General features: G+C 37.0%; 15 protein-coding genes and 1 pseudogene. 13 read left to right on the forward strand and 3 right to left on the reverse strand.

Going from position 1 to position 20,984, the window contains the following annotated elements; translation table 11 throughout:
- The first annotated feature begins 8 nt into the window (after positions 1 to 8).
- The 3 genes from PAND9192_RS05355 to copI are packed head-to-tail and all read left to right on the forward strand — an operon-like array spanning position 9 to position 5,431.
- Positions 9 to 1,730, forward strand: a complete 1,722-nt coding sequence (locus PAND9192_RS05355) for an efflux RND transporter periplasmic adaptor subunit (protein WP_087852849.1) — start codon at positions 9 to 11, stop codon at positions 1,728 to 1,730.
- A complete protein-coding gene (locus tag PAND9192_RS05360) occupies positions 1,730 to 4,912 on the forward strand; it encodes an efflux RND transporter permease subunit (protein ID WP_087852850.1) in 3,183 nt (1,060 codons plus the stop codon). The genes PAND9192_RS05355 and PAND9192_RS05360 overlap by 1 nt, the downstream gene beginning before the upstream one ends.
- A gap of 3 nt (positions 4,913 to 4,915) precedes the next feature.
- Complete coding sequence (gene copI / locus PAND9192_RS05365) at positions 4,916 to 5,431, forward strand: copper-resistant cuproprotein CopI (protein WP_087852851.1); 516 nt, start codon at positions 4,916 to 4,918, stop codon at positions 5,429 to 5,431.
- Between the two features lie 52 nt (positions 5,432 to 5,483).
- Here the strand turns inward: copI and PAND9192_RS05370 are convergent, their stop codons facing one another.
- The 3 genes from PAND9192_RS05370 to PAND9192_RS05380 form a co-directional block, all read right to left on the reverse strand.
- Positions 5,484 to 6,563: an aspartate/glutamate racemase family protein gene (locus PAND9192_RS05370; RefSeq protein ID WP_087852852.1), complete on the reverse strand. Its 1,080-nt coding sequence runs from the start codon at positions 6,561 to 6,563 to the stop codon at positions 5,484 to 5,486.
- A gap of 213 nt (positions 6,564 to 6,776) precedes the next feature.
- Positions 6,777 to 7,268, reverse strand: a complete 492-nt coding sequence (locus PAND9192_RS05375; protein WP_087822021.1) for a YehS family protein — start codon at positions 7,266 to 7,268, stop codon at positions 6,777 to 6,779.
- 77 nt (positions 7,269 to 7,345) lie between these two features.
- Entirely contained in the window at positions 7,346 to 8,242 is an 897-nt protein-coding gene (locus tag PAND9192_RS05380) for a membrane lipoprotein lipid attachment site-containing protein (protein WP_234998932.1), read from the reverse strand.
- A gap of 190 nt (positions 8,243 to 8,432) precedes the next feature.
- Between PAND9192_RS05380 and PAND9192_RS05385 the strand changes: the two genes are divergently transcribed.
- The 10 genes and pseudogenes from PAND9192_RS05385 to PAND9192_RS20515 form a co-directional block, all read left to right on the forward strand.
- Positions 8,433 to 9,905 carry an MltF family protein gene (locus PAND9192_RS05385; protein WP_087852853.1) on the forward strand — a complete coding sequence of 491 codons (1,473 nt, stop codon included), beginning with the start codon at positions 8,433 to 8,435 and terminating at the stop codon, positions 9,903 to 9,905.
- Positions 9,906 to 10,549: 644 nt separating this feature from the next.
- Positions 10,550 to 11,740 carry a NupC/NupG family nucleoside CNT transporter gene (locus PAND9192_RS05390; RefSeq protein WP_065168021.1) on the forward strand — a complete coding sequence of 397 codons (1,191 nt, stop codon included), beginning with the start codon at positions 10,550 to 10,552 and terminating at the stop codon, positions 11,738 to 11,740.
- A 280-nt stretch (positions 11,741 to 12,020) separates the two neighbouring features.
- Positions 12,021 to 13,685: an acetolactate synthase AlsS gene (gene alsS / locus PAND9192_RS05395; protein WP_087852854.1), complete on the forward strand. Its 1,665-nt coding sequence runs from the start codon at positions 12,021 to 12,023 to the stop codon at positions 13,683 to 13,685.
- A 12-nt stretch (positions 13,686 to 13,697) separates the two neighbouring features.
- On the forward strand, positions 13,698 to 14,417 hold the full coding sequence (gene budA, locus PAND9192_RS05400) for an acetolactate decarboxylase (RefSeq protein WP_087852855.1): 720 nt from the start codon (positions 13,698 to 13,700) through the stop codon (positions 14,415 to 14,417).
- Between the two features lie 238 nt (positions 14,418 to 14,655).
- A complete protein-coding gene (locus PAND9192_RS05405) occupies positions 14,656 to 15,882 on the forward strand; it encodes an NRAMP family divalent metal transporter (RefSeq protein WP_087852856.1) in 1,227 nt (408 codons plus the stop codon).
- Positions 15,883 to 16,141: 259 nt separating this feature from the next.
- Positions 16,142 to 17,035 (forward strand): LysR family transcriptional regulator, encoded by an 894-nt coding sequence (locus tag PAND9192_RS05410; RefSeq protein ID WP_061000402.1) that lies wholly within the window; start codon positions 16,142 to 16,144, stop codon positions 17,033 to 17,035.
- A gap of 541 nt (positions 17,036 to 17,576) precedes the next feature.
- Positions 17,577 to 18,803, forward strand: a complete 1,227-nt coding sequence (locus PAND9192_RS05415; RefSeq protein WP_087852857.1) for an NAD(P)/FAD-dependent oxidoreductase — start codon at positions 17,577 to 17,579, stop codon at positions 18,801 to 18,803.
- A 172-nt stretch (positions 18,804 to 18,975) separates the two neighbouring features.
- On the forward strand, positions 18,976 to 19,587 hold the full coding sequence (gfa, locus tag PAND9192_RS05420) for an S-(hydroxymethyl)glutathione synthase (protein ID WP_087852858.1): 612 nt from the start codon (positions 18,976 to 18,978) through the stop codon (positions 19,585 to 19,587).
- A gap of 314 nt (positions 19,588 to 19,901) precedes the next feature.
- Positions 19,902 to 20,465, forward strand: a complete 564-nt coding sequence (gfa, locus tag PAND9192_RS05425; protein ID WP_087852859.1) for an S-(hydroxymethyl)glutathione synthase — start codon at positions 19,902 to 19,904, stop codon at positions 20,463 to 20,465.
- 392 nt (positions 20,466 to 20,857) lie between these two features.
- Positions 20,858 to 20,984: pseudogene (locus PAND9192_RS20515) on the forward strand (S-(hydroxymethyl)glutathione dehydrogenase); the annotation flags it as partial.

Genomic DNA, 20,984 nt, shown 5'->3' on the forward strand with positions numbered 1-20,984 from the left:
GTCACATCATGACGTCAAAAAATACCGTTAAAATTGCCACTGTTGCCTTACTTATTGGTACTGCTATTGGTGTTACTTTTACACATTACATGCCAACTCATTCAGCATCTATGCTTATGGCTGAAACAACAACAGCCAATAATGAGCCACTGTATTGGGTCGCACCTATGGATCCAAATTACCAACGCGATAAACCCGGTAAATCACCAATGGGGATGGATTTAATTCCTGTTTATGCCGAAAAAGATGCTGCAAAAGAAAATGTCGCAGGTACGGTTATTATTGATGCCGCCGTTGAAAATAACTTAGGCGTAAAAACAGCTGCAGTGATTAAACAAAAACTATCGCCAAAAATAGATACCATTGGCTATGTTGCCTTTGACGAAAGTCATCTTTGGCAAACCAATATTCGAGTCAGTGGTTGGATCCAAAAGTTATACGTCAATGCGGTTGGTGAGCAAGTTAATCAAGGCGATGTATTGTTTACCCTTTACTCACCAGAACTCGTCAAATCCCAACAAGAATTACTCAATGCTTATCGCACTGGTCGCAGTGGATTAATGCAAGGTGCGCGAGATCGATTAGCCGCTCTTGGCGTTGATAAGCAACAAATCGAACATATTATAAAAACTGGCAAAGCCACCAAAACCATCGAAGTAAAAGCACTCGCTGATGGCGTTATTGCGAGTTTAAACGTCCGTGAAGGTGGTTATCTATCCCCAGCACAAGCGGCTATCAGTGCCGGTCCACTTAATGAAGTCTGGGTTAATGCCGAAATATTTGAACGCCAAGCACACTGGATAACCACTGACAGTAAAGCCACCATGACATTAGATGCGATTCCCGGTCAGCAATGGCAAGGTAAGGTCGATTATGTTTACCCTATTTTAGATCCTAACACACGTACATTACGGATGCGGTTAAAGTTTGCTAATCATAATAATCAATTAAAGCCAAATATGTTTGCCAATATTACCTTAACCCCAAAAACAGAAACAGCCGTGCTAACTATTCCGACCCAAGCCGTGATTCGCTCAGGTGACATGACGCGTGTAGTACTTGCTGAGGGTAATGGAAAATACCGTTCAATCAAAATCGAAATTGGTCGTGAAGCTGATAATCTCGTAGAAGTTATCGCAGGATTAACCACAGCCGATCGTATTGTTACCTCTGCCCAATTTATGCTTGATTCAGAATCAAGTAAAAGTGCCGATCTCTCGCGTATTAATGGTGTCGACAATGTCGATAAACACCCTGTCGTCACTTGGGCTAAGGGTGAGATCATCGCGATCAATAGCGATCAAGGTATTTTAACCATCAACCACCAGCCCGTCAGTACTTGGAATTGGCCAGCAATGACAATGGATTTTAAAGTCAATCAAACACTTACAATTAACGATCTCATCGTTGGTCAACAGATTAAATTTGAAATTCAAAAAACGGCCAATAATCAGTATCAACTTATTGATTATAAAAAAGACACGTCCAAAATGATCAATGAGATTTGGGTCAATGGCAATATCTCAATGTTAATGGCTGATTTTAATATGATCACCGTAAACCACCAACCCGTTCCCGAATGGCAATGGCCCGCGGGTGAAATGAACTTTACCGTCAGTGACACCATTGTATTAAGTGATTTTAAACAGGATCAACCGGTGCGATTTAAACTGGTTAAAAATGGCAGCGATTATATTCTGCAAGATCTCCAATCTATGGAGAATAAATAATGATCCCTGCTATTATTCGTTGGTCAATCAATAACCGTTTATTAGTATTAATTGCTGCCGTGTTTTTAACGATAGGTGGTTTATACAGCGTTAAAAACACCCCTGTCGATGCCCTGCCAGATCTGTCAGATGTTCAAGTCATCATTAAGACCAGCTACCCAGGCCAAGCACCACAAGTGGTTGAAGATCAGGTGACTTACCCATTAACGACAGCCATGTTAGCCGTACCGGGCGCTGAAACTGTCCGTGGTTATTCTTTCTTTGGCGATTCCTATGTCTACATTATCTTTAACGATAAAACAGATATGTATTGGGCGCGATCTCGAGTATTAGAATATTTAAGCCAAGTTGCGCCTAAATTACCTACCAATGCTAAACCTACATTAGGGCCTGATGCGACAGGAGTTGGTTGGATTTATAGCTATGTATTACAAGATAAAACAGGTAAACACGATCTAGCACAATTACGTAGTTTACAAGATTGGTTTCTAAAATATGAACTCCAAACCGTCGCAGGTGTTTCTGAAGTTGCAACCGTTGGTGGCATGGTTAAACAATACCAAGTTCAAATAGATCCTTCGAAACTACGGGCATATAACCTTACGTTACAGCAAGTTAATATGGCAATTCAAAACGGTAACCAAGAAACAGGTGCCTCCGTTATTGAAATGGCTGAAGCTGAACATATGGTGCGTACTACAGGCTATTTAACCAATATTGAGGATATAAAATCATTACCACTTAAAGTCACTGAAAATGGTACCCCCCTGTTACTAGGAGATATTGCAGATATTAATCTGGGGCCGCAAATGCGCCGAGGTATTTCTGAATTTAATGGCGAAGGTGAAGCTGTCGGTGGCGTTATTGTGATGCGTTTTGGCGAAAATGCGAGTCAAGTGATCACCAACCTCAAAACAAAACTAGCACAATTACAACGTGGATTACCTGAAGGTGTTGAAATTGTCGCAACCTATGACCGCTCAACCTTAATTGACCATGCAGTTAAAAATCTGTGGCAAAAACTCGCTGAAGAATTCCTTGTCGTTGCTATTGTCTGTGCTTTATTTTTATTCCATATTCGTTCTTCATTAGTGATCGCGATTAGCTTACCGATTGGTATTTTATCTGCTTTTATCATCATGCATTGGCAAGGTATTAATGCCAATATCATGTCATTAGGTGGTATTGCTATTGCAATCGGCGCAATGGTTGATGGGGCTATCGTAATGATAGAAAACGTCCATAAACATATTGAACGAACACCACTCACTGATGAAAATCGTTGGCAAGTGATAGGCAAAGCAGCTGAAGAAGTTGGCACCCCACTATTTTTCTCATTAATGATCATTACATTAAGTTTTGTGCCCGTATTTGCACTTGAAGGGCAAGAAGGCAAAATGTTCTCGCCATTAGCATTTACGAAAACCTATGCCATGGCAGCAGCGGCAGGTTTAGCCATTACGTTAGTTCCCGTGTTAATGGGCTATTTTGTTCGAGGAAAGATTTTACCTGAACATAAAAATCCCGTGAACCGTGCCATGATTGCACTCTATCGTCCATTATTAAATTTAAGCCTTAAATTTCCGAAGACAATCATCGTGATTGCGCTTTGCTTAATGGCATCGTCTTACTATCCATTAACAAAACTTGGCAGTGAATTCATTCCACCGCTAGATGAAGGTGATTTAATGTATATGCCAACCACCTATCCTGGGATATCGGTTGGTAAAGCACGCCAGTTATTACAGCAAACCAATAAACTGATTAAAACCGTTCCTGAAGTCGCTACGGTTTGGGGCAAAGTTGGTCGTGCTGATACCGCGACAGATCCAGCGCCATTAACCATGATTGAAACGGTGATCCAACTCAAACCTCGCGATCAATGGCGAGAAGGTGTCACGATTGAATCGTTACGTAAGCAATTAGATCAATTAATTCAATTTCCAGGATTAACTAACGCTTGGGTAATGCCAATCAAAACACGGATTGATATGTTAGCAACGGGGATCAAAACCCCTATCGGGATCAAAATCGCAGGTCCCGATCTGAAAGTGATCGAAAAGATCGGATCAGAGCTTGAACCTATTTTAAATAACATCACTGGCACTACCTCTGTTTATGCTGAGCGTGTTGCCGGTGGGCGTTATGTTACCGTTGATATTAATCGTCGCCAAGCGGCTCGCTATGGACTGGCAATTAAAGATGTTCAGCAAATCGTTTCTACCGCAGTCGGTGGGATGAATGTAGGTGAAACCATTGAAGGCTTAGAGCGTTACCCTATTAATGTACGTTATCCGCAACCCTACCGTGATTCTGCGGTTAAATTGCAAAATTTACCGTTAATGACTCCCAATGGTGCCCGTATCACACTAGCTGATATTGCTGATATTCGTTATGAAGATGGTCCGCCAATGATCAAAACTGAAAATGCACGTCCAAATGGATGGGTGTTTGTCGATATTGAACAGCGTGATTTAGGCTCTTACGTTGCCGAAGCACAACAAGTGGTCGCCAAAAAACTACAACTGCCCGTCGGTTATTCATTGGCGTGGTCAGGTCAGTATGAGTATATGGAGCGAGCAAAAGCTCGCTTGAGTATTGTCACACCAATTACTCTTGCCATTATTATGCTACTGCTTTATTTCAGTTTCCGCCGAGTACAAGAAGTATTGATCATTATGGCGACCCTACCATTAGCGATGGTTGGAGGCTTATGGTTGATGCTGATACTAGGGTTTAATTTCTCTATAGCCGTTGGCGTTGGTTTTATCGCGCTCTCTGGTGTCGCGGTTGAAATTGGCGTGATTATGTTGGTGTACTTAAATCAGTCATGGGCTTTTAAAAAGCAAGATGCACAAGATCAACAACGTGCATTAACCGCAACAGATTTACAGCAAGCGATCAGTGACGGTGCTGGCTTACGTGTCCGTCCTGTAATGATGACCGTACTAACCGTTATTATTGGTTTGATTCCAATAATGTATGGTTCAGGTACTGGTTCTGAAGTAATGCAACGTATTGCAGCACCAATGATTGGCGGAATGGCGTCAGCGCTTTTACTAACCTTATTAGTATTACCTGCCATCTTCAAGCTTTGGAAAAGTCGCGAACTTAATACCAATACCAATACCAATACCAATACCACAGCATCATTAAATTCATCATCAATTACAAAGGAATGAATCATGAAAAAAACACTACTTATTTTAGCTCTAGCCTTAACAACCACCAACGCCATTGCAGCTACGAATCACTCAACAATGGAGCATACTGCAATGGATCACTCACAAATGGACACGACTAAAATGGACCATCAGATGATGAATATGAAAAGTATGTCTGATGTGGGTATGCCTGCGACAGGTTCAAAACCCGATAAAATAGCCTATGTCATTCTCTCGGATGATATGCAAATCACCTTCAAACAACCTGTTGATATCAAACCTAATGACGTGGTGCAATTTGTGGTTATCAACCAAGGTAAAATGGCACACGAATTTTCAATTGGCTCTCCACAAGAGCAAGCACAATATCGAAAAATGACGAAAGATCATCAAGCAGATAATGGCAATACCGTTACTATCGCCCCAGGAAAAGCTAAGCAAGTATTGTGGCACTTCCATGGCAGTAACAAAGTAGAGCTTGCTTGTAATATGGCAGGACATGCACAAGCTGGAATGACGAAAGAAATTACGTTGTAATTAAACATCAATAAAATAAAACGAGGTAGTTTTTAATACTACCTCGTTTGTTTTAAAAATCAGAATAATAATCACCTAATTTTTCACTAATAATTTTATCCAACACATTAATATCGCTATAAACATCAATCTCTAGCTCTACTAATTTTTGTTCAACATCGATTGCAGATGCAGAAAAAAATAATGTCGGTAAATGGAAATAACTTCCAACAAGACTTTGACTACGCTCGGTTAAATAATCCACCGTATAATCAAAAATGCGCTGTTGAATCTCTATAGCTTCTGCTAATGATGATACTTTAAACGCTAATGGTTGTGCCCAATCTAAGTATTGTCTTTGATAAGTCGCCAAAGGTTGAATTAACGCGTCACTCTGCCCTTGAATTAACATTAATGCCTGTGCCAATGCCATCGATGCATCAATCACTTCAACATTTTCTGGTAACATCCCTTGTGCTTTAAATCGCTGACAACTATTAGCAGTTAAAGCTAACGGTAATTCAGTGCAGCCCAATATCACTTTAGTACAACCCTGTTTGGCAATTTCATCACATATCACTTCACATAATAATGTTTCTGCTTGATTGGTGATTTGAGCCGTTTTAATACCAAAATTGGGATTGTAAATTGCTTCCATTATTTTAGCTTGATTATCAACAGAAGGCTGCTTAGCTTTAATTCCCTGCTCAGTCAAGGCTGTTTGATATAATTTCGATTCTATTAGACTGTTAACCCCCATGACTAATACCGACTCTTGACAGCCTTGTAGCGACGTTGCTGTCTGTTGAATCATATCGACAAAAGTTACTGGTATCTCTGGCAAAATACGTCGAAATAATTCATGGGCACTATTGCAGGCTAAACCAAGCTGATCAACGGCTAAATATTGCATTAATCGTAATGTATAGGCCGCGGTATCATATTTACGTAATTCGGGTATATCAGTTGGTAGCCATTGTTGCATCACTTCTTGAGGCTTATAGGCTAAACGCGAATTACCAAAAGCGACAAATTGATAGTCACTGTGCGTTGGTAACGATGCCATTTTTAGCATTAGATCGACCATAGCTTCATTGCCCATACCACCAATGATACCAATACGTGGCGAGTGTAAATTATCCGTAATTTTCATAAGCTCACTGACTCAACATTTATGACTGAAGTGAATAGCTTACAAATTCAACCGTTTTTTTCTTTGATGAGTACAATCAATCCGACCAATAAATTGATAAATGTGTTAGTAAATATTTCGAAACACAATGACTATAATGTATTACCACACTACAGCTAATAAAAAAGCAGCCCCAATGGGAGCTGCTTCTAACAGTCAAACCAACAAAGAAAATTACTTCTCGTCAGTTGATTCTTCAAGTGACTCTACACCACGATGATTGATCTGAAGTGCTTGTAAAAAGTTACGCAATACTTGATCTTTACAGTCACGGTAGTGTTTATGATCTACTTTACGGAAGAAAGCACTTAATTCATGCTTGCTTAAACGAAAGTCAACTAATTTAAACAAATCGAGCACATCTTCTGCTTTTAGATTAAGTGCAATTTGTAATTTTCTAAAAATAATATTATTTGTGATTTTTGTCTCTGGTGCAGGTTGAGCACCTTCTTTTTTGCCGCGTTTTTGATTAATAAAGCCATTTAAGAAAGTGGCAACTTGCTCATCAGAACAACTTTTATAACCTTCAGCATCATCCGCTTTTAACCAGCTACACACTTGCTCACGTGTAACTTCACAATCAGCAGCTGCAAAAATAGCGATCATCTCACTATCATTTAAATCAAAAGTATAGCGAACACGGCGCAAAACATCGTTATTAGTCACAATTTATCCAATTTAGTATGCTGTGGTTGCAATAATCACAGCGAAATTATCGGCGCAGAATAACAGATAATCCATTGTTATTCACCCGTATCTAGTAGCTTTTGCACATCAACTATACCGATCATAGCCTTGTTCAATGGGTTTTTCTCAGCAGTAATCAATAATCTTCCCTTACCATACCAATGAATAGCTTCCCACTGTGAATAAATACCTAACCGTTTGTAAATGCCCGTCGACCAATCTGGTTCGTTATTCTTCACTTTTACCAGCCAAATGAAGGAATAACCTAAATACATATTTTTACGGTAACCGATAAAGGCTAAAGTTGCTGTTTGCGGATCATAATCAACCCCAGTAATTAAACCTTTACTTGGATATTCAGCAACAGGTTTAACATATTGTATTTTATCTACTATTGATGTGTTTATACGGTACAGTTTTGTGTTTTCATCTTTCCAGTTTTTTGTAAACAGCCATAACTGATCGCCAACAATGGTAATCGCTTCACTATCAAAATTATGCTTATTAAACCAACCTTTTTTAAAATCAGTATATTGGTAATTTAATACTGCCGTTGGCGTTACGACTTGTTGGTGACTAAGTTGACTTTTGGTGACTTTATAAATAACACCACCTTTACGCTTCGCAAGATTGTTGCCAATATCGCCAATATATAGATATTGCTGATCTTGCGCTAAGTCTTCCCAATCTCGATTAAGGCTTTTATTAATTTTTACCGTCTGTGCAGTAGCTGTTAAATCATGATTTAATCGATAAAGCTTATTTTGACCATAAGTATCATTCTGAGTCCAAATATCACCATCAATAATAGCTAACCCCGATGTCTCGCTTAGCTTTTTAGGCATATATGCCAAAATATCTACATAAAGGGTATTCCGCACAAAATAAGTAGCTGCCATACTGCATGAAGACAGTAATAACACAGCTATCAATCCCATTAGAATTCTTTTCATTATTAATTAGTTACCCATAAATTACACAATATAACGAAGCAATAATTAACCATCATATCATCATCTTTAACATATGAAAAATCAGTATAAACCATACAAAAACATGAGATAAATAGGCATTTTTTATGATTAGCAACCATAATTAACCCCAAACCTATTAATTTAAGTTTACTTAGGTATGGCAGGTAAAATGATATTCAATATTTCGCACTTCATTAAATATAAACACAAGTTATTAATTTTGTGCCTGTTATTAATAAGTTTTCAGGCTTATTCAATTCAACTCGCCCCCCTAAGCGGTACTAAATATGTCGGTGATTTAGCTGAATTAGAAAAAAAACGCGTGTTGCGAGTATTGGTAGCAGCAGATTTGGGATTTTATTACATCGAAGACGGTATCACTAAAGGCATTATTGCTGATTTATTACAACACTTTGAAAAAAATATTCATAAAAGTCATCCAGCGCTACATTTACAAATTATTCCTGTTCATCGTGATAACTTACTGCCTTATATTGTTAGCGGATTAGGTGACTTAGCTGTAGCTAATATTACCATTACTGCTGAACGTAAAAAGCAAGTCGCTTTTAGTCAACCCGTATTAAGTAATATTTCAGAAGTTTTAATTAATAACCAAAAACAACCACCTTTCAATAAGGTAACTGATTTAAGTGCTCAAACTATATGGATCAGAAAAAGTTCAAGTTACTACCAAAGCTTACTTAAAGTTAATAATAAATTAAGGATGCAAAATTTACCAATCGCATCAATATTATTTGTTGATGAAACATTACAAGACTATGAATTATTGGAATTAATAAATTTAGACTTATTAAATGCGACGGTAATAGATGATCATAAAATAAAAATTTGGCAACCTATTTTAAAAAACATTCGAATAAACGATAGCTTTGTTTTACGCAACAATGGTGAGATCGCATGGGCAATGCGTAAAGATAGCCCTAAACTGATGAGTTTAGTTAATAAATATATTAACACCGTTAAGGAAGGTACATTAATAGGTAATATGATTTATAACAAATATTTGGAAAATCATCGTTGGCTTAATACTCTACTTGATCCTAACAATGTTGATCGAATGGAAAAATTATCACATACTTTTTTCCGTTATTCAAAACAATACGATTTTGATTATTTAATGCTAATGGCACAAGGTTTTCAAGAGTCAGGATTAAATCAGCATAAGGTCTCAAATAAAGGGGCCGTAGGTATAATGCAAATATTACCCAGTACAGCTCGCGATCCTAATGTAGATATTCCTAATATTTATACCTCAACCAATAATATTCACGCTGGTATTAAATATATGCGTTTCCTACAAGATCAGTATTTTAGTAGCAATGAAATAGATTATAATAATAAAATCTACCTTTCATTAGCCGCTTACAATGCCGGTCCCGGTAATATCAATAAAATGCGAAGATATGCCAAAGAACAAGGCTATAACCCTAACGTTTGGTTTAATAATGTTGAGCTTATTACTCGTAAACATATAGGATTACAGCCTATCGTCTATGTTAATAACATAAATCGTTATTTCATTGTCTATAAACAAATAATGAAACTTAAACGCTTTCGTGATTCTGGAATTCGACCGTTTATTCCACCGTATCGATTTGATAGTTCAACCTTATTTAAATAACCTACATCGAACGTTATCTTATGCATACAATATAACTGCGCACTCAAGGTGCAATGTTATATTATGCTTTTAAGTTAGGGATAGATAAATGCTTAGTTCGTCGTTCTTGTTTCTGGAAATACCATAATTTACGGTTTTTAGATGACTTTTTCATTACATTACCAATCACAATAAAAATAGAGTAAATATCATCCTATTATTTAACCCTAATGTAAATTAATGCCGTTAACAACAACGCATCATCTTTACAATATTAAATTGTAATATTGATACAACAAATAGACCTTACCTCTTAAAATTACACTATCCACCTTTAACCCCACTTCATTACTTTTAACAACCCATGTTCATTTATGACATCAATAATTAAAAATCAAAGGGTAAATGGCGTTTATACTGATACCAACATCACAAAAAAAATCATAATCAATCATAAATCTCAGTTAGAAAATATATTTTTTAACATTTTTCACCATCTAATTTCTTTAAATAGCAAGCGATTGCGTAATTCTGAGAAATAAGTTCTTGTCAATTGCAGAAAAAAGCACTGGATTAAAAATGCGATATATATCACTTTATCTAAGAATGAAATCGTTCAGCATAACCACATAAACAGATAATAATCACACTGAGCACAATCCAATATGGTCTATCTACACTTTATACTCGGGTTAGTCGTTATTGCAGTATTAGCGTTACTTGCTAGTAATAACCGTAAAAACATTAAATATCGATATATTCTTCAACTACTTATTATTGAATTAGCATTAGCATACTTTTTACTTAATTCATCAGCAGGTACTGGCATAGTTAAAGAATTTGCTGACGCATTTAATGGTCTGCTTGCATTTGCTGCTGATGGTACTAATTTTGTGTTCGGTAATTTATCGAATAACAATGATTTTAACTTCTTCCTTAGTGTGTTGATGCCAATTGTCTTTATTTCAGCATTAATTGGTATTCTACAACATATAAAAGTATTACCTTATATTATCAAAGCGTTAGGTTTCTTACTTTCGAAAGTTAATGGCATGGGTAAACTTGAATCATTTAACGCAATCAGTGCATTAATGGTTGGCCAGTCTGAAAACTTTATTACTTATAAAGATATTTTAGGCGGTATGTCTGAGCGTCGTATGTATACCCTTGCTGCCACTGCAATGTCGACAGTTTCGATGTCTATCGTTGGCTCATACATGAAACTTATTGACCCTAAATATGTAGTAGCGGCATTATTCCTTAACATGTTTAGTACTTTCATCATTCTTTCTATCATCAACCCTTATGATCATGAGGCTGAGATGGATATCGATGAAATGATGGCGGCTGAAAGTGGTGAAAAATTAACATTCTTTGAAATGCTAGGCGAATACATTTTAATGGGCTTTAAAGTCGCCGTTATTGTTGCTGCTATGCTAATTGGTTTCATCGCACTAATCTCAATGATCAATGCGGGCTTTGATGCTGCTTTTGGTATCAGTTTCCAAAACCTAATTGGTTACTTATTCTATCCTGTTGCATGGCTTATGGGTGTACCTGCTCATGAAGCATTACAAGCAGGTAGTATCATGGCAACTAAATTAGTTACCAATGAATTTGTTGCTATGATGGACCTTCAAAAACAAATGGGAAGCTTATCTGCACACACTGTAGGTACAGTTTCAATCTTCCTAGTTTCATTCGCTAACTTTAGTTCTATCGGTATTATTGCTGGTGCGGTGAAAGGTGTGAATGAAGAAAAAGGTAATATGGTTGCGCGTTTTGGCTTACGCCTACTATATGGTTCAACTTTAGTTAGTGTGTTATCAGCACTGATTGCAAACATCATGCTATAAGACTATCACCATTTCCGTTAATGATTAGGGGGCTTCTTTTTTGAAGCCCTTGTTCTATCTTGCCACATGATTTTCCCTTCCAATCTGTATTTCCTTCTTCCTCACCATCAAAATGTAATTAATTACACTGCCTACTGTTAAATAAGAAATATTAACTTCCAATTTTAGCCCCTTTAATTTGTATGATAAATAATTTAAATTTTGTGCCACTCATCACATAAAATTCGATTTAGCGAAAACATGTCCTGAGCCGATTAATAATTATAACCATGAGGCTTATATGTTAAATAAAACCATTTCAGGTGCCGAGCTTGTCGTTGAAACTCTAAACGCACACGATGTTCCACATATTTTTGGTATCCCTGGAGCTAAAATCGATTCAGTTTTTGATGCTGTATGTGATAACGGTCCTGAAATCATTATTTGTCACCATGAACAAAATGCCGCTTTCATGGCAGCTGCAACTGGACGTTTAACAGGCAAAGCAGGTATCTGTCTTGCAACATCTGGTCCAGGTGCATCAAACCTTGTTACCGGTGTTGCAACAGCAAATAGTGAAGGCGACCCTGTTGTTGCACTGGCTGGTGCGGTCCCGCTTTCGATGTATTCTCATAATACGCACCAATCAATGGATACACGTTCACTGTTTAATCCTATTACTAAATTCTCAGCAGAAGTAATGGATAGTGCCTCTGTCCCTGATGTGGTTCATAAAGCATTCCGTATTGCGGAACAACCTACTCAAGGAGCGAGTTTTGTTAGTCTACCTCAAGATGTGCTAACCAATCAGATTCCGTTTATTCCCGTACAGCAACCTAAGCCAATTTTATTTGGTGGTGCGCATCCACAAGCAATTCGTCAAGCAGCAGATCGTATTAATGCGGCAAAAAATCCAGTATTGCTATTAGGTATGGATGCCAGTCAACCTTTTGTAACAGCATCTATTCGCCAATTACTACAACAAACTAAAATAGCGGTAGTTAACACCTTTGCGGCTGCTGGTGTGATTTCACATGATTTATATGATTGTTTCCTTGGTCGTGTAGGTTTATTTAAAAATCAACCTGGTGATATTGCATTAAACAATGCTGATTTAATAATCACAATTGGCTATAGCCCAATCGAATATGATCCTATTTTATGGAATAAAGATGGTAAAACACCGATTATTCATATTGGTTACCAGCAAGCAGATTTAGAAATTAGTTATAATCCAATTTGTGAAGTTGTTGGCGATGTTGCCGTTTCTGTTGATTCTATTGCAGCAGAATTAGATCAACGTGAACCTCTTGAAAATAATCAAAAACTTCAAGATTTACGTCAAGACTTACAACATATTATGCGTATGGGTGTTAACAAGACTTCATCAATAGGTGTCCATCCGCTACGTTTTGTACATGATCTACGTCGATTTGTGAGTGATGATACAACCGTATGTTGTGATGTAGGCTCTATTTACATTTGGATGGCACGTTATTTCCACGCTTTTGAGCCACGTCGGTTGTTATTTAGCAACGGTCAACAAACGCTAGGGGTTGCTTTACCTTGGGCTATCGCAGCTTCATTACTAACACCTAATGAAAAAGTTATTTCAATGTCTGGTGATGGTGGTTTCTTATTCTCATCGATGGAATTGGCAACCGCAGTTCGTCATAAATGTAATATTGTTCACTTTGTTTGGACAGATCACAGTTACGACATGGTTAAAATTCAGCAACTGAAAAAATACGGTCGTGAAAGTGCCGTTAGTTTCATGGGTCCAGATATTGTTAAATATGCTGAAAGCTTTGGTGCACACGGCTTAGCAATTAACAACGCTGATGATATCGAGCCTGTACTTCGTAAAGCAATGGCATTAAGTGGTCCAGTATTAGTTAACGTTAATGTTGATTACCGCGATAACAGCCGTCTACTTGATCAACTTCACCCTTGCCAACAAGATTAAGAGGAACACATCATGAGCCATAAAAATAACGACAAAACGTTTTATCAAACTTCAATGATGAGTGCCTTGATTGCAGGTTTATACCAAGGTGATTTTACAATTGGTCAATTACTTGATCATGGTAATTTTGGTATCGGTACCTTTAATGATCTTGATGGCGAGATGATTGTTTTAGGTGATGAAGTATATCAACTTACGAGTACTGGTGATGTGCATCTTGTAGATCATGATATTACTACGCCGTTTGCTGGTATAGTTAGTTTCGAGCCAACTGATACAGTTAGTCTTATTGAGCTAACCAAATCTGAATTTGAAACTTGTTTAGAAAAAGACTTTGTTGCTAATAACGCCATTAATGCTATTCGTTTAACTGGCAAATTCTCATACGTTAAAACTCGTACAGTACCTGCACAGCATCGTCCTTATCCGCCAATGGTGGAAGTGGTAAAGCATCAACCGATTGCTGAAATGACTCATGTCTCAGGTGTCATGATTGGCTTTAAGATCCCTGAATATATGATCGGTATAAATGTTCCAGGATTCCATTTTCACTTTATCAGTGATGATCGTACTCAAGGTGGTCATGTTAGTGATTTTATTTTAACTGAAGGCATTGCTGAAGTTGAAATCTTTAAAGATTTCCACTTACGTATGCCCGCATCTCAAGAGTTTGATCGCGCAGATTTAAATCCAGATGATCTTAAAGCAGCTATTCATACCACTGAGAAATAATACCGCTTAAAAAAATACTTTAAAGCCCTAGCTTTTACCAAGATAGGGCTTTTTTTTTATTGCTTGAAAAAAGGTTATTGACAGTCCTTATAACTATCTCTATTATCCGCGCCAACTAAAGCAATCGATTACATTTTATTGCTTTTTCATTAAAGATATCATTCCCTAATGCAGCTGATCCCCATCAGTTGTCTTTCTATTTTTATAAATATGAGAGACTTTGATTTTGGGATTGATTATGCAAACTGACACACAAACCACAACAGCTTCCCCACGCCATACTAATTGGCAAAACAAAGCAATTTTGAGCGTTGCTTTTTTGATGGCGACGACCTCTGTTGGCCCTGGATTTTTAACGCAAACCGCTGTATTTACCAATATCTATAACATTGATATGGCTTTTCCTGTTTTTGCTTCAATGTTTATTACTTTTGGTATTGTCATGAACTTATGGCGTATCGTTGGCGTCTCTGGCTTACGAATTCAAGACATTGCTAATAAAGTAGCGCCGGGAATGGGATACTTTATTGGCATCTTATTAGCGCTTGGCGCGGTTGCTTTTAACTTTGGCAACGTTAGCGGCTCAGCACTTGGCATGAATGTTCTCACGGGGCTAGATACTACCTGGGGAGCTATTTTTACAGGGGTAATTGGTAGTCTGTTATTCATTGTTCATAACGCATCTAAACGTATGGATCAAATGGCGCGTTACTTAGGCTTATTAATGATCATATTAATTGCTTATGTCGCACTCACCAATTTACCGCCACTCGCACCAACAGTAATAGCTGCAATAGCCTCTTCTGATTTTTCAAACCTTTTATTGCCAACATTAACAATCGTTGGAGGAGCCGTTGGTGGCTATTACACTGGCGCACAACGCTTAATCGATGTGAATTTAACAGGCACTGAAAATACCCACAATGTCACCAAAACCGCATGGGCAGGTATTTCTATTGCGGTCATTATTCGTATCTTATTATTTTGTGCTGTATTAGGGGTGATCACAACTGGAGTAACGTTAGATCCATCAAACCCTGCAGCAGATGCATTTCGTCATGGTGCGGGTGATATTGGTTACTTTATTTTTGGGTTGGTATTATTTGTCGCTTCAATTACTTCAGTGGTTGGCAACTCATACATGGCAATATCATTAATAAAAACGCTTTTCCCTGTTGTTGCCCGTAATGAAAAATCATGGTGTGTTGGGTTTATCATGTTCACAACCCTCGGCACTGTATTAATGAATATGCCAATCCTGTTACTGATGCTAGCTGGACTTGTTAACAGCATTATTTTACCTATCGTACTCGCGACAGTACTTGGTGCTACACGTAACCCCAATATCGTAGGAACTTACAAGCACCCACTCTACCTTACGGTAATTGGTGTCACTATTGTCCTTATAATGAGCCTAGCAAGCCTTTCTAATATTAGCGGCTTTATCACTAAGTTTATTGGCTAAATACTAAGGGGATGTCGCTAGACATCCCCTTTAGCGACTGATTTTTATCAACTAATAAAATAAAAGCACGTATTAGGCTAAAAATTGTCAAATACCAACACAGCCATAAATATAATAAATATCAATATAAAAAGCACTAATAGTTGTCTTTAGGTATAGGTTTTAGTTATATTAGAACCACACCAATGTCGTTATTCTTATGTAGAACGATAAAATATGACCTATTAACCATTATAAAAATAAGATGAATCGTTAAAAAATGAATATAAAGATTGAAACTCTTAGCTCATTTATTGCTGCTGCCGAATATGGTTCGTTTAGTGCTGCTGCACGACAGCTGAATAAAACCCAAGCTGCAGTTAGCCTCACTATCCAAAACTTTGAAATTGATTTAGGATTTCAAGTCTTTGATCGTTCAAGTAAGTGCCCTCGCCTAACAGAAAAAGGTGAGCACGTACTAAAAAATGCTAAAATAATGATGGCGCAATATCAAACATTTCTTGAGCGCTCATTATCTATTTACCATATGAATGATGTAAAAATCAAAGTCGGTATTGATCCGCTGGTATGCAATGAAAAAATACTTTCAATAATCAAACGGTTATCCTCTGACCTACCGAATATTGAATTGTTTATTATGCAACAAAACAGTAAGCGTTTAGCTGAAGAAATCAAAGCTAAAAATCTTGATATTGCATTAGGTATTTTTGATCACGAAAATAAAATTAACCTAGAGTATACTCAAGCATTTAATATCAATGTTAGCTGGGTGGCTACTCAATCGTACCTTGATAAATATAACGCGGGTGCGACAACATTAAGCTACCAAGATTTTTGTCAGCAACGTCTATTGATCCCTGCATCTTTAGATTCATTGCCATTTGATGAAGCAAAAGCAGCACTACAACTATGGCATGTTGAAGATATTCATACTATTTTGTCATTATGCCGTGAAGATATTGGCATTTGTTGCTTGCCTGATTTTGTATTAAAACATGACCTTAAAAATGAAATGCTAAAGAAACTTAACCTTTCATTCAGTAAAATTACCAGTAATGTATGGTCAGCTTCGCTTATTTACCCAATTGGTTCTCAATTAAGCCCAGCGATTCACTGGTTGCAAGGGCAATTTACCGACATAGAATCATTTTAAATTACCACCTTTAAGCATGAGCAGTTTGCTCATGCTTACTATTACTTTTCTGTTCTGCGTAACATTCCCAATTCATAAGAATTAGCCCTCTTTTTACCTTAGCTTTAGTTATTTCTTTACAACTTATAATTGTATAGTTATGCACATTATTTGATTACATACAAACCAACATCTTACCAGTAAATAATTGTAACCAATAATTACAAGCGTATTTTATCTCACATTATTATTACCTCACAGTAAAGGTCATTTGTTTTTTGACACCATTGTCATTAAATATGTTTGGAATATAATGGTCACCAATGGCACAACAGTGATATTTTAAAAAAAATACCCGTGTCGAGTTCACAGAACTTGAATTTTGACCGATTTAATTGTCTTATATCAAAGAAATTCATCACACATAAGATATCAGGTAGCCGCCCTGCGTGTTGTGGCTAATAAAAAGTCATTTTGTAGCAACGGATCAGCTCATCAATTTAATGATGGAAGACCATCCCCTGAGAATGATATCTAGGGTTCACTTTTTGAGGTATTCGTTATGTCACGAATCGTTATTGTAGGTGGCGGTGCTGCCGGTATAGAACTATCGACTTTGTTAGCAAAAGCTAACCGTAAAAAACATGAAATTATTCTAGTTGAACCAGAAACGGATCACTATTGGAAACCTCGTTTACACGAGATTGCTGCAGGTACCTTTGATCGCGAGTTAGATTCAGTTTGCTACTTCACCCATGGTGCAATTAATGGTTACCAACATTATCAAGCAGCAATGACTGATATTGATCGTGAAAATAAAATGCTTAGTGTTCGTCGTAACGATGGCACAGAAGCTGCGGTAAAATATGATTACCTTATTGTCGCTGTTGGTGCAGTAAGTAACGACTTTAATACTAGCGGTGCTCGTGATAACTGTATTTTCCTTGATTCGGCAAGCCAAGCTCGTCATGCATGGAACAAGATCAGTCAATTGCTACGTGAAGGTAGTGATCGCACTGTAAATATTGTCGGCGCTGGTGCTACAGGTGTTGAACTTGCAGCTGAACTTGCACGAGTAAGCCATAAATTACAACGCTACAATGCAGCTAAACTAACAATCAATTTAATTGAAGCAGCAGATCGTGTGTTACCAAATAGCCCACAAAAAATGTCTGCTAAAGTATTAAAAGAGCTACAACGTACAAATATTAATGTGCTTTTAAATACGCGTATTAGTGAAGTATCAGAACATGGCATGGTCACCGCTGATAATCAGCCACTAGAGGCTGATATTCAATTTTGGGCTGCAGGTGTAAAAGCACCAGAATGGCTTAAAGGACTTGGGGGGTTAGAATATAACCGCATGAACCAAATTATTGTTAATGCGAATTTAACCACTACTGTTGATGATAGCATTTTCTCTTTAGGTGATTGTGCATCAATTCCACAAGCTGATGGCAGTTTTGTTCCGCCAAAAGCACAAGCGGCGAACCGTGCAGCAGTGCATTTAAGCAAAAGTTTAACTGGCTTATTACGTGGTAAAGAACTGACCGACTTTGAATTTAAAGATGGTGGTATGGTTGTCGCAGTTGGGCATCACTTTGCTGTAGGTTCATTTGCTCCTCAGTCAAAAATGGCAAATAAGTTAGTATTTAAAGGACGCCTTATTCGTCGTCTTTACGATACGATTTTCCGTCTACACCAACGTACCGTTGAAGGTATGTTTACTGTATCACGTTTAATTATTACTAAACGTTTAAAAGCATTATTCCAGCCTAACGGAATGTAGTAACTGGCACCACATGTGTATTCGGCTAATCCCATTAGCCGAATACTTAATACCTAACACTTAATACCTAACACTTAATACCTAATACTTAATACTTAATACTTGAATATATAACTAATGATGTTTTCACCATTAGTATTTAATACTCTACACATAATATAAGATTAATATAATGAAAAAATTCTTTGCTAAATTATTCGGTAATAATACTGAAGGTTCAACGTCACCTTTTATTAAATTGCACCCTGCAATTGATAATGGAATAAAACCAACAAGTAATACATTTAAAGGTGGTTTAATTAGCTGTCATTGCCGAAAGAATAAAGTTAATGTTAAATTAACCGGACAAACAGCCCATAACCATGCTTGTGGTTGTTCTAAATGCTGGAAACCTAAAGGCGCTTTATTTTCACAAGTAGCCGTTATTCCACGTGATAATGTTGAAGTTATCGCAAATGCTAAAAAACTAATTATTATTGATGAAACCGCAACGATTCAACGTCACGCTTGTAAAGATTGTGGTGTCCATATGTATGGTCGTATCGAAGACACTAACCACCCATTTTATGGCTTAGATTTCGTTCATACAGAGCTTTCTAGTGAACAAGGCTGGTCTGCGCCTGCTTTTGCTGCGTTTGTCTCATCAGTGATTGAAACGGGTACCGATCCTAAGTCAATGCCTGAAATTCGCGAACGTTTTGAGTCATTAGGTTTAGAAGCTTACGATTGCTTATCTCCTGATTTAATGGATGCAATTGCAACACACATAAGTAAAAACAAATAAAATAGCCGCTAATTTATTTCATTATAATGGTGCCCTTTTAAGTTGTTCCTTATTAGGGCGACATCTTATTCTTGATTGTTCCTATTTGGTAATAATCAATTACAATATACGTTATTGTGAAAAACAAATTAAAGTATAGAATATATTTCATCGACACAATATATGTGTTAATTTATTATTATCATAGTTAATTTTTTCATTTTTACTTTATTTGTACTAAGTTAAATACAGCATTTAAAAATGACATTTAAAATTAACCATAATAATCCTACAAAATAAACATTATCCAATAACTATTAAATAAGAGAAAAATTATGTCTATATCTCTACACCCTTCAATTGATAACGGTTTTGCAGCTACTAAAGAAAACTTCCAAGGTGGCGTATTAAACTGTAACTGTGAGTCAAATACTGTACGTGTAAAACTATCAGGTCAAACTGCACATAACCATGCTTGTGGTTGTTCTAAGTGTTGGAAACCAGAAGGCGCAGTATTTTCACAAATCGCAGTTATTTCACGTGACAATGTTGAAGTAATTGCAAATGCTGAAAAACTTGTTGTTATCGATGAGTCTGCAGCAATCAAACGTCACGCTTGTAAAGAATGTGGTGTTCATATGTACGGTCGTATTGATAATACTAATCACCCATTCTTTGGTTTAGATTTCGTTCATACAGAACTATCTACTGATGAAGGTTGGTCTGCACCTGAGTTTGCTGCATTTGTTTCTTCAATCATCGAAACAGGTACTGATCCAAAAGATATGACGGCAATCCGTGCACGTTTAAATGAACTAGGCCTAAACACTTACGATTGCCTATCTCCAGCGTTAATGGATGCAATCGCAACACATGTTTACGCTCAAAATCACGCATAAGCATAATATTTACATAACTATTGTGTAAAAAATTAAGCAACATCTCTTTGAAGATGTTGCTTTTTTTTTATTCGTTTTTTTTTATATCACTAACACAAAAAGTAACAAATGTGACACAAATCACATTTATATAACCACTTAATACCTAATTTAATATCTTGGTCTAACCTAACATTTGGCCTCTATTGAGCACTTGATATTATATTCGTATCCAAAAACCTCATATTATTACATATGAGTAATAATGATTTTCCATTTATGGGGATTATCAATTTTCGAGAAATAAATATAATGGCTACATCAAGTCACAATGACAATGTTAAACCTGTGACTATAATTAACAACGAACACCATGCTTGATCATGGGTCGCAAATATTTAAGAGAGTAAACGATGACTGACAAATTTATCAAATCAAAAGCTGCTATCGCATGGGGTCCAAAACAACCTCTTTCTGTTGAAGAAATTGATGTAATGCTACCACGTGCTGGCGAAGTATTAGTTCGCATCGTTGCAACTG

The organism is Photobacterium andalusiense, assembly GCF_900185625.1.
GTDB classification, from domain to species: domain Bacteria; phylum Pseudomonadota; class Gammaproteobacteria; order Enterobacterales; family Vibrionaceae; genus Photobacterium; species Photobacterium aquimaris.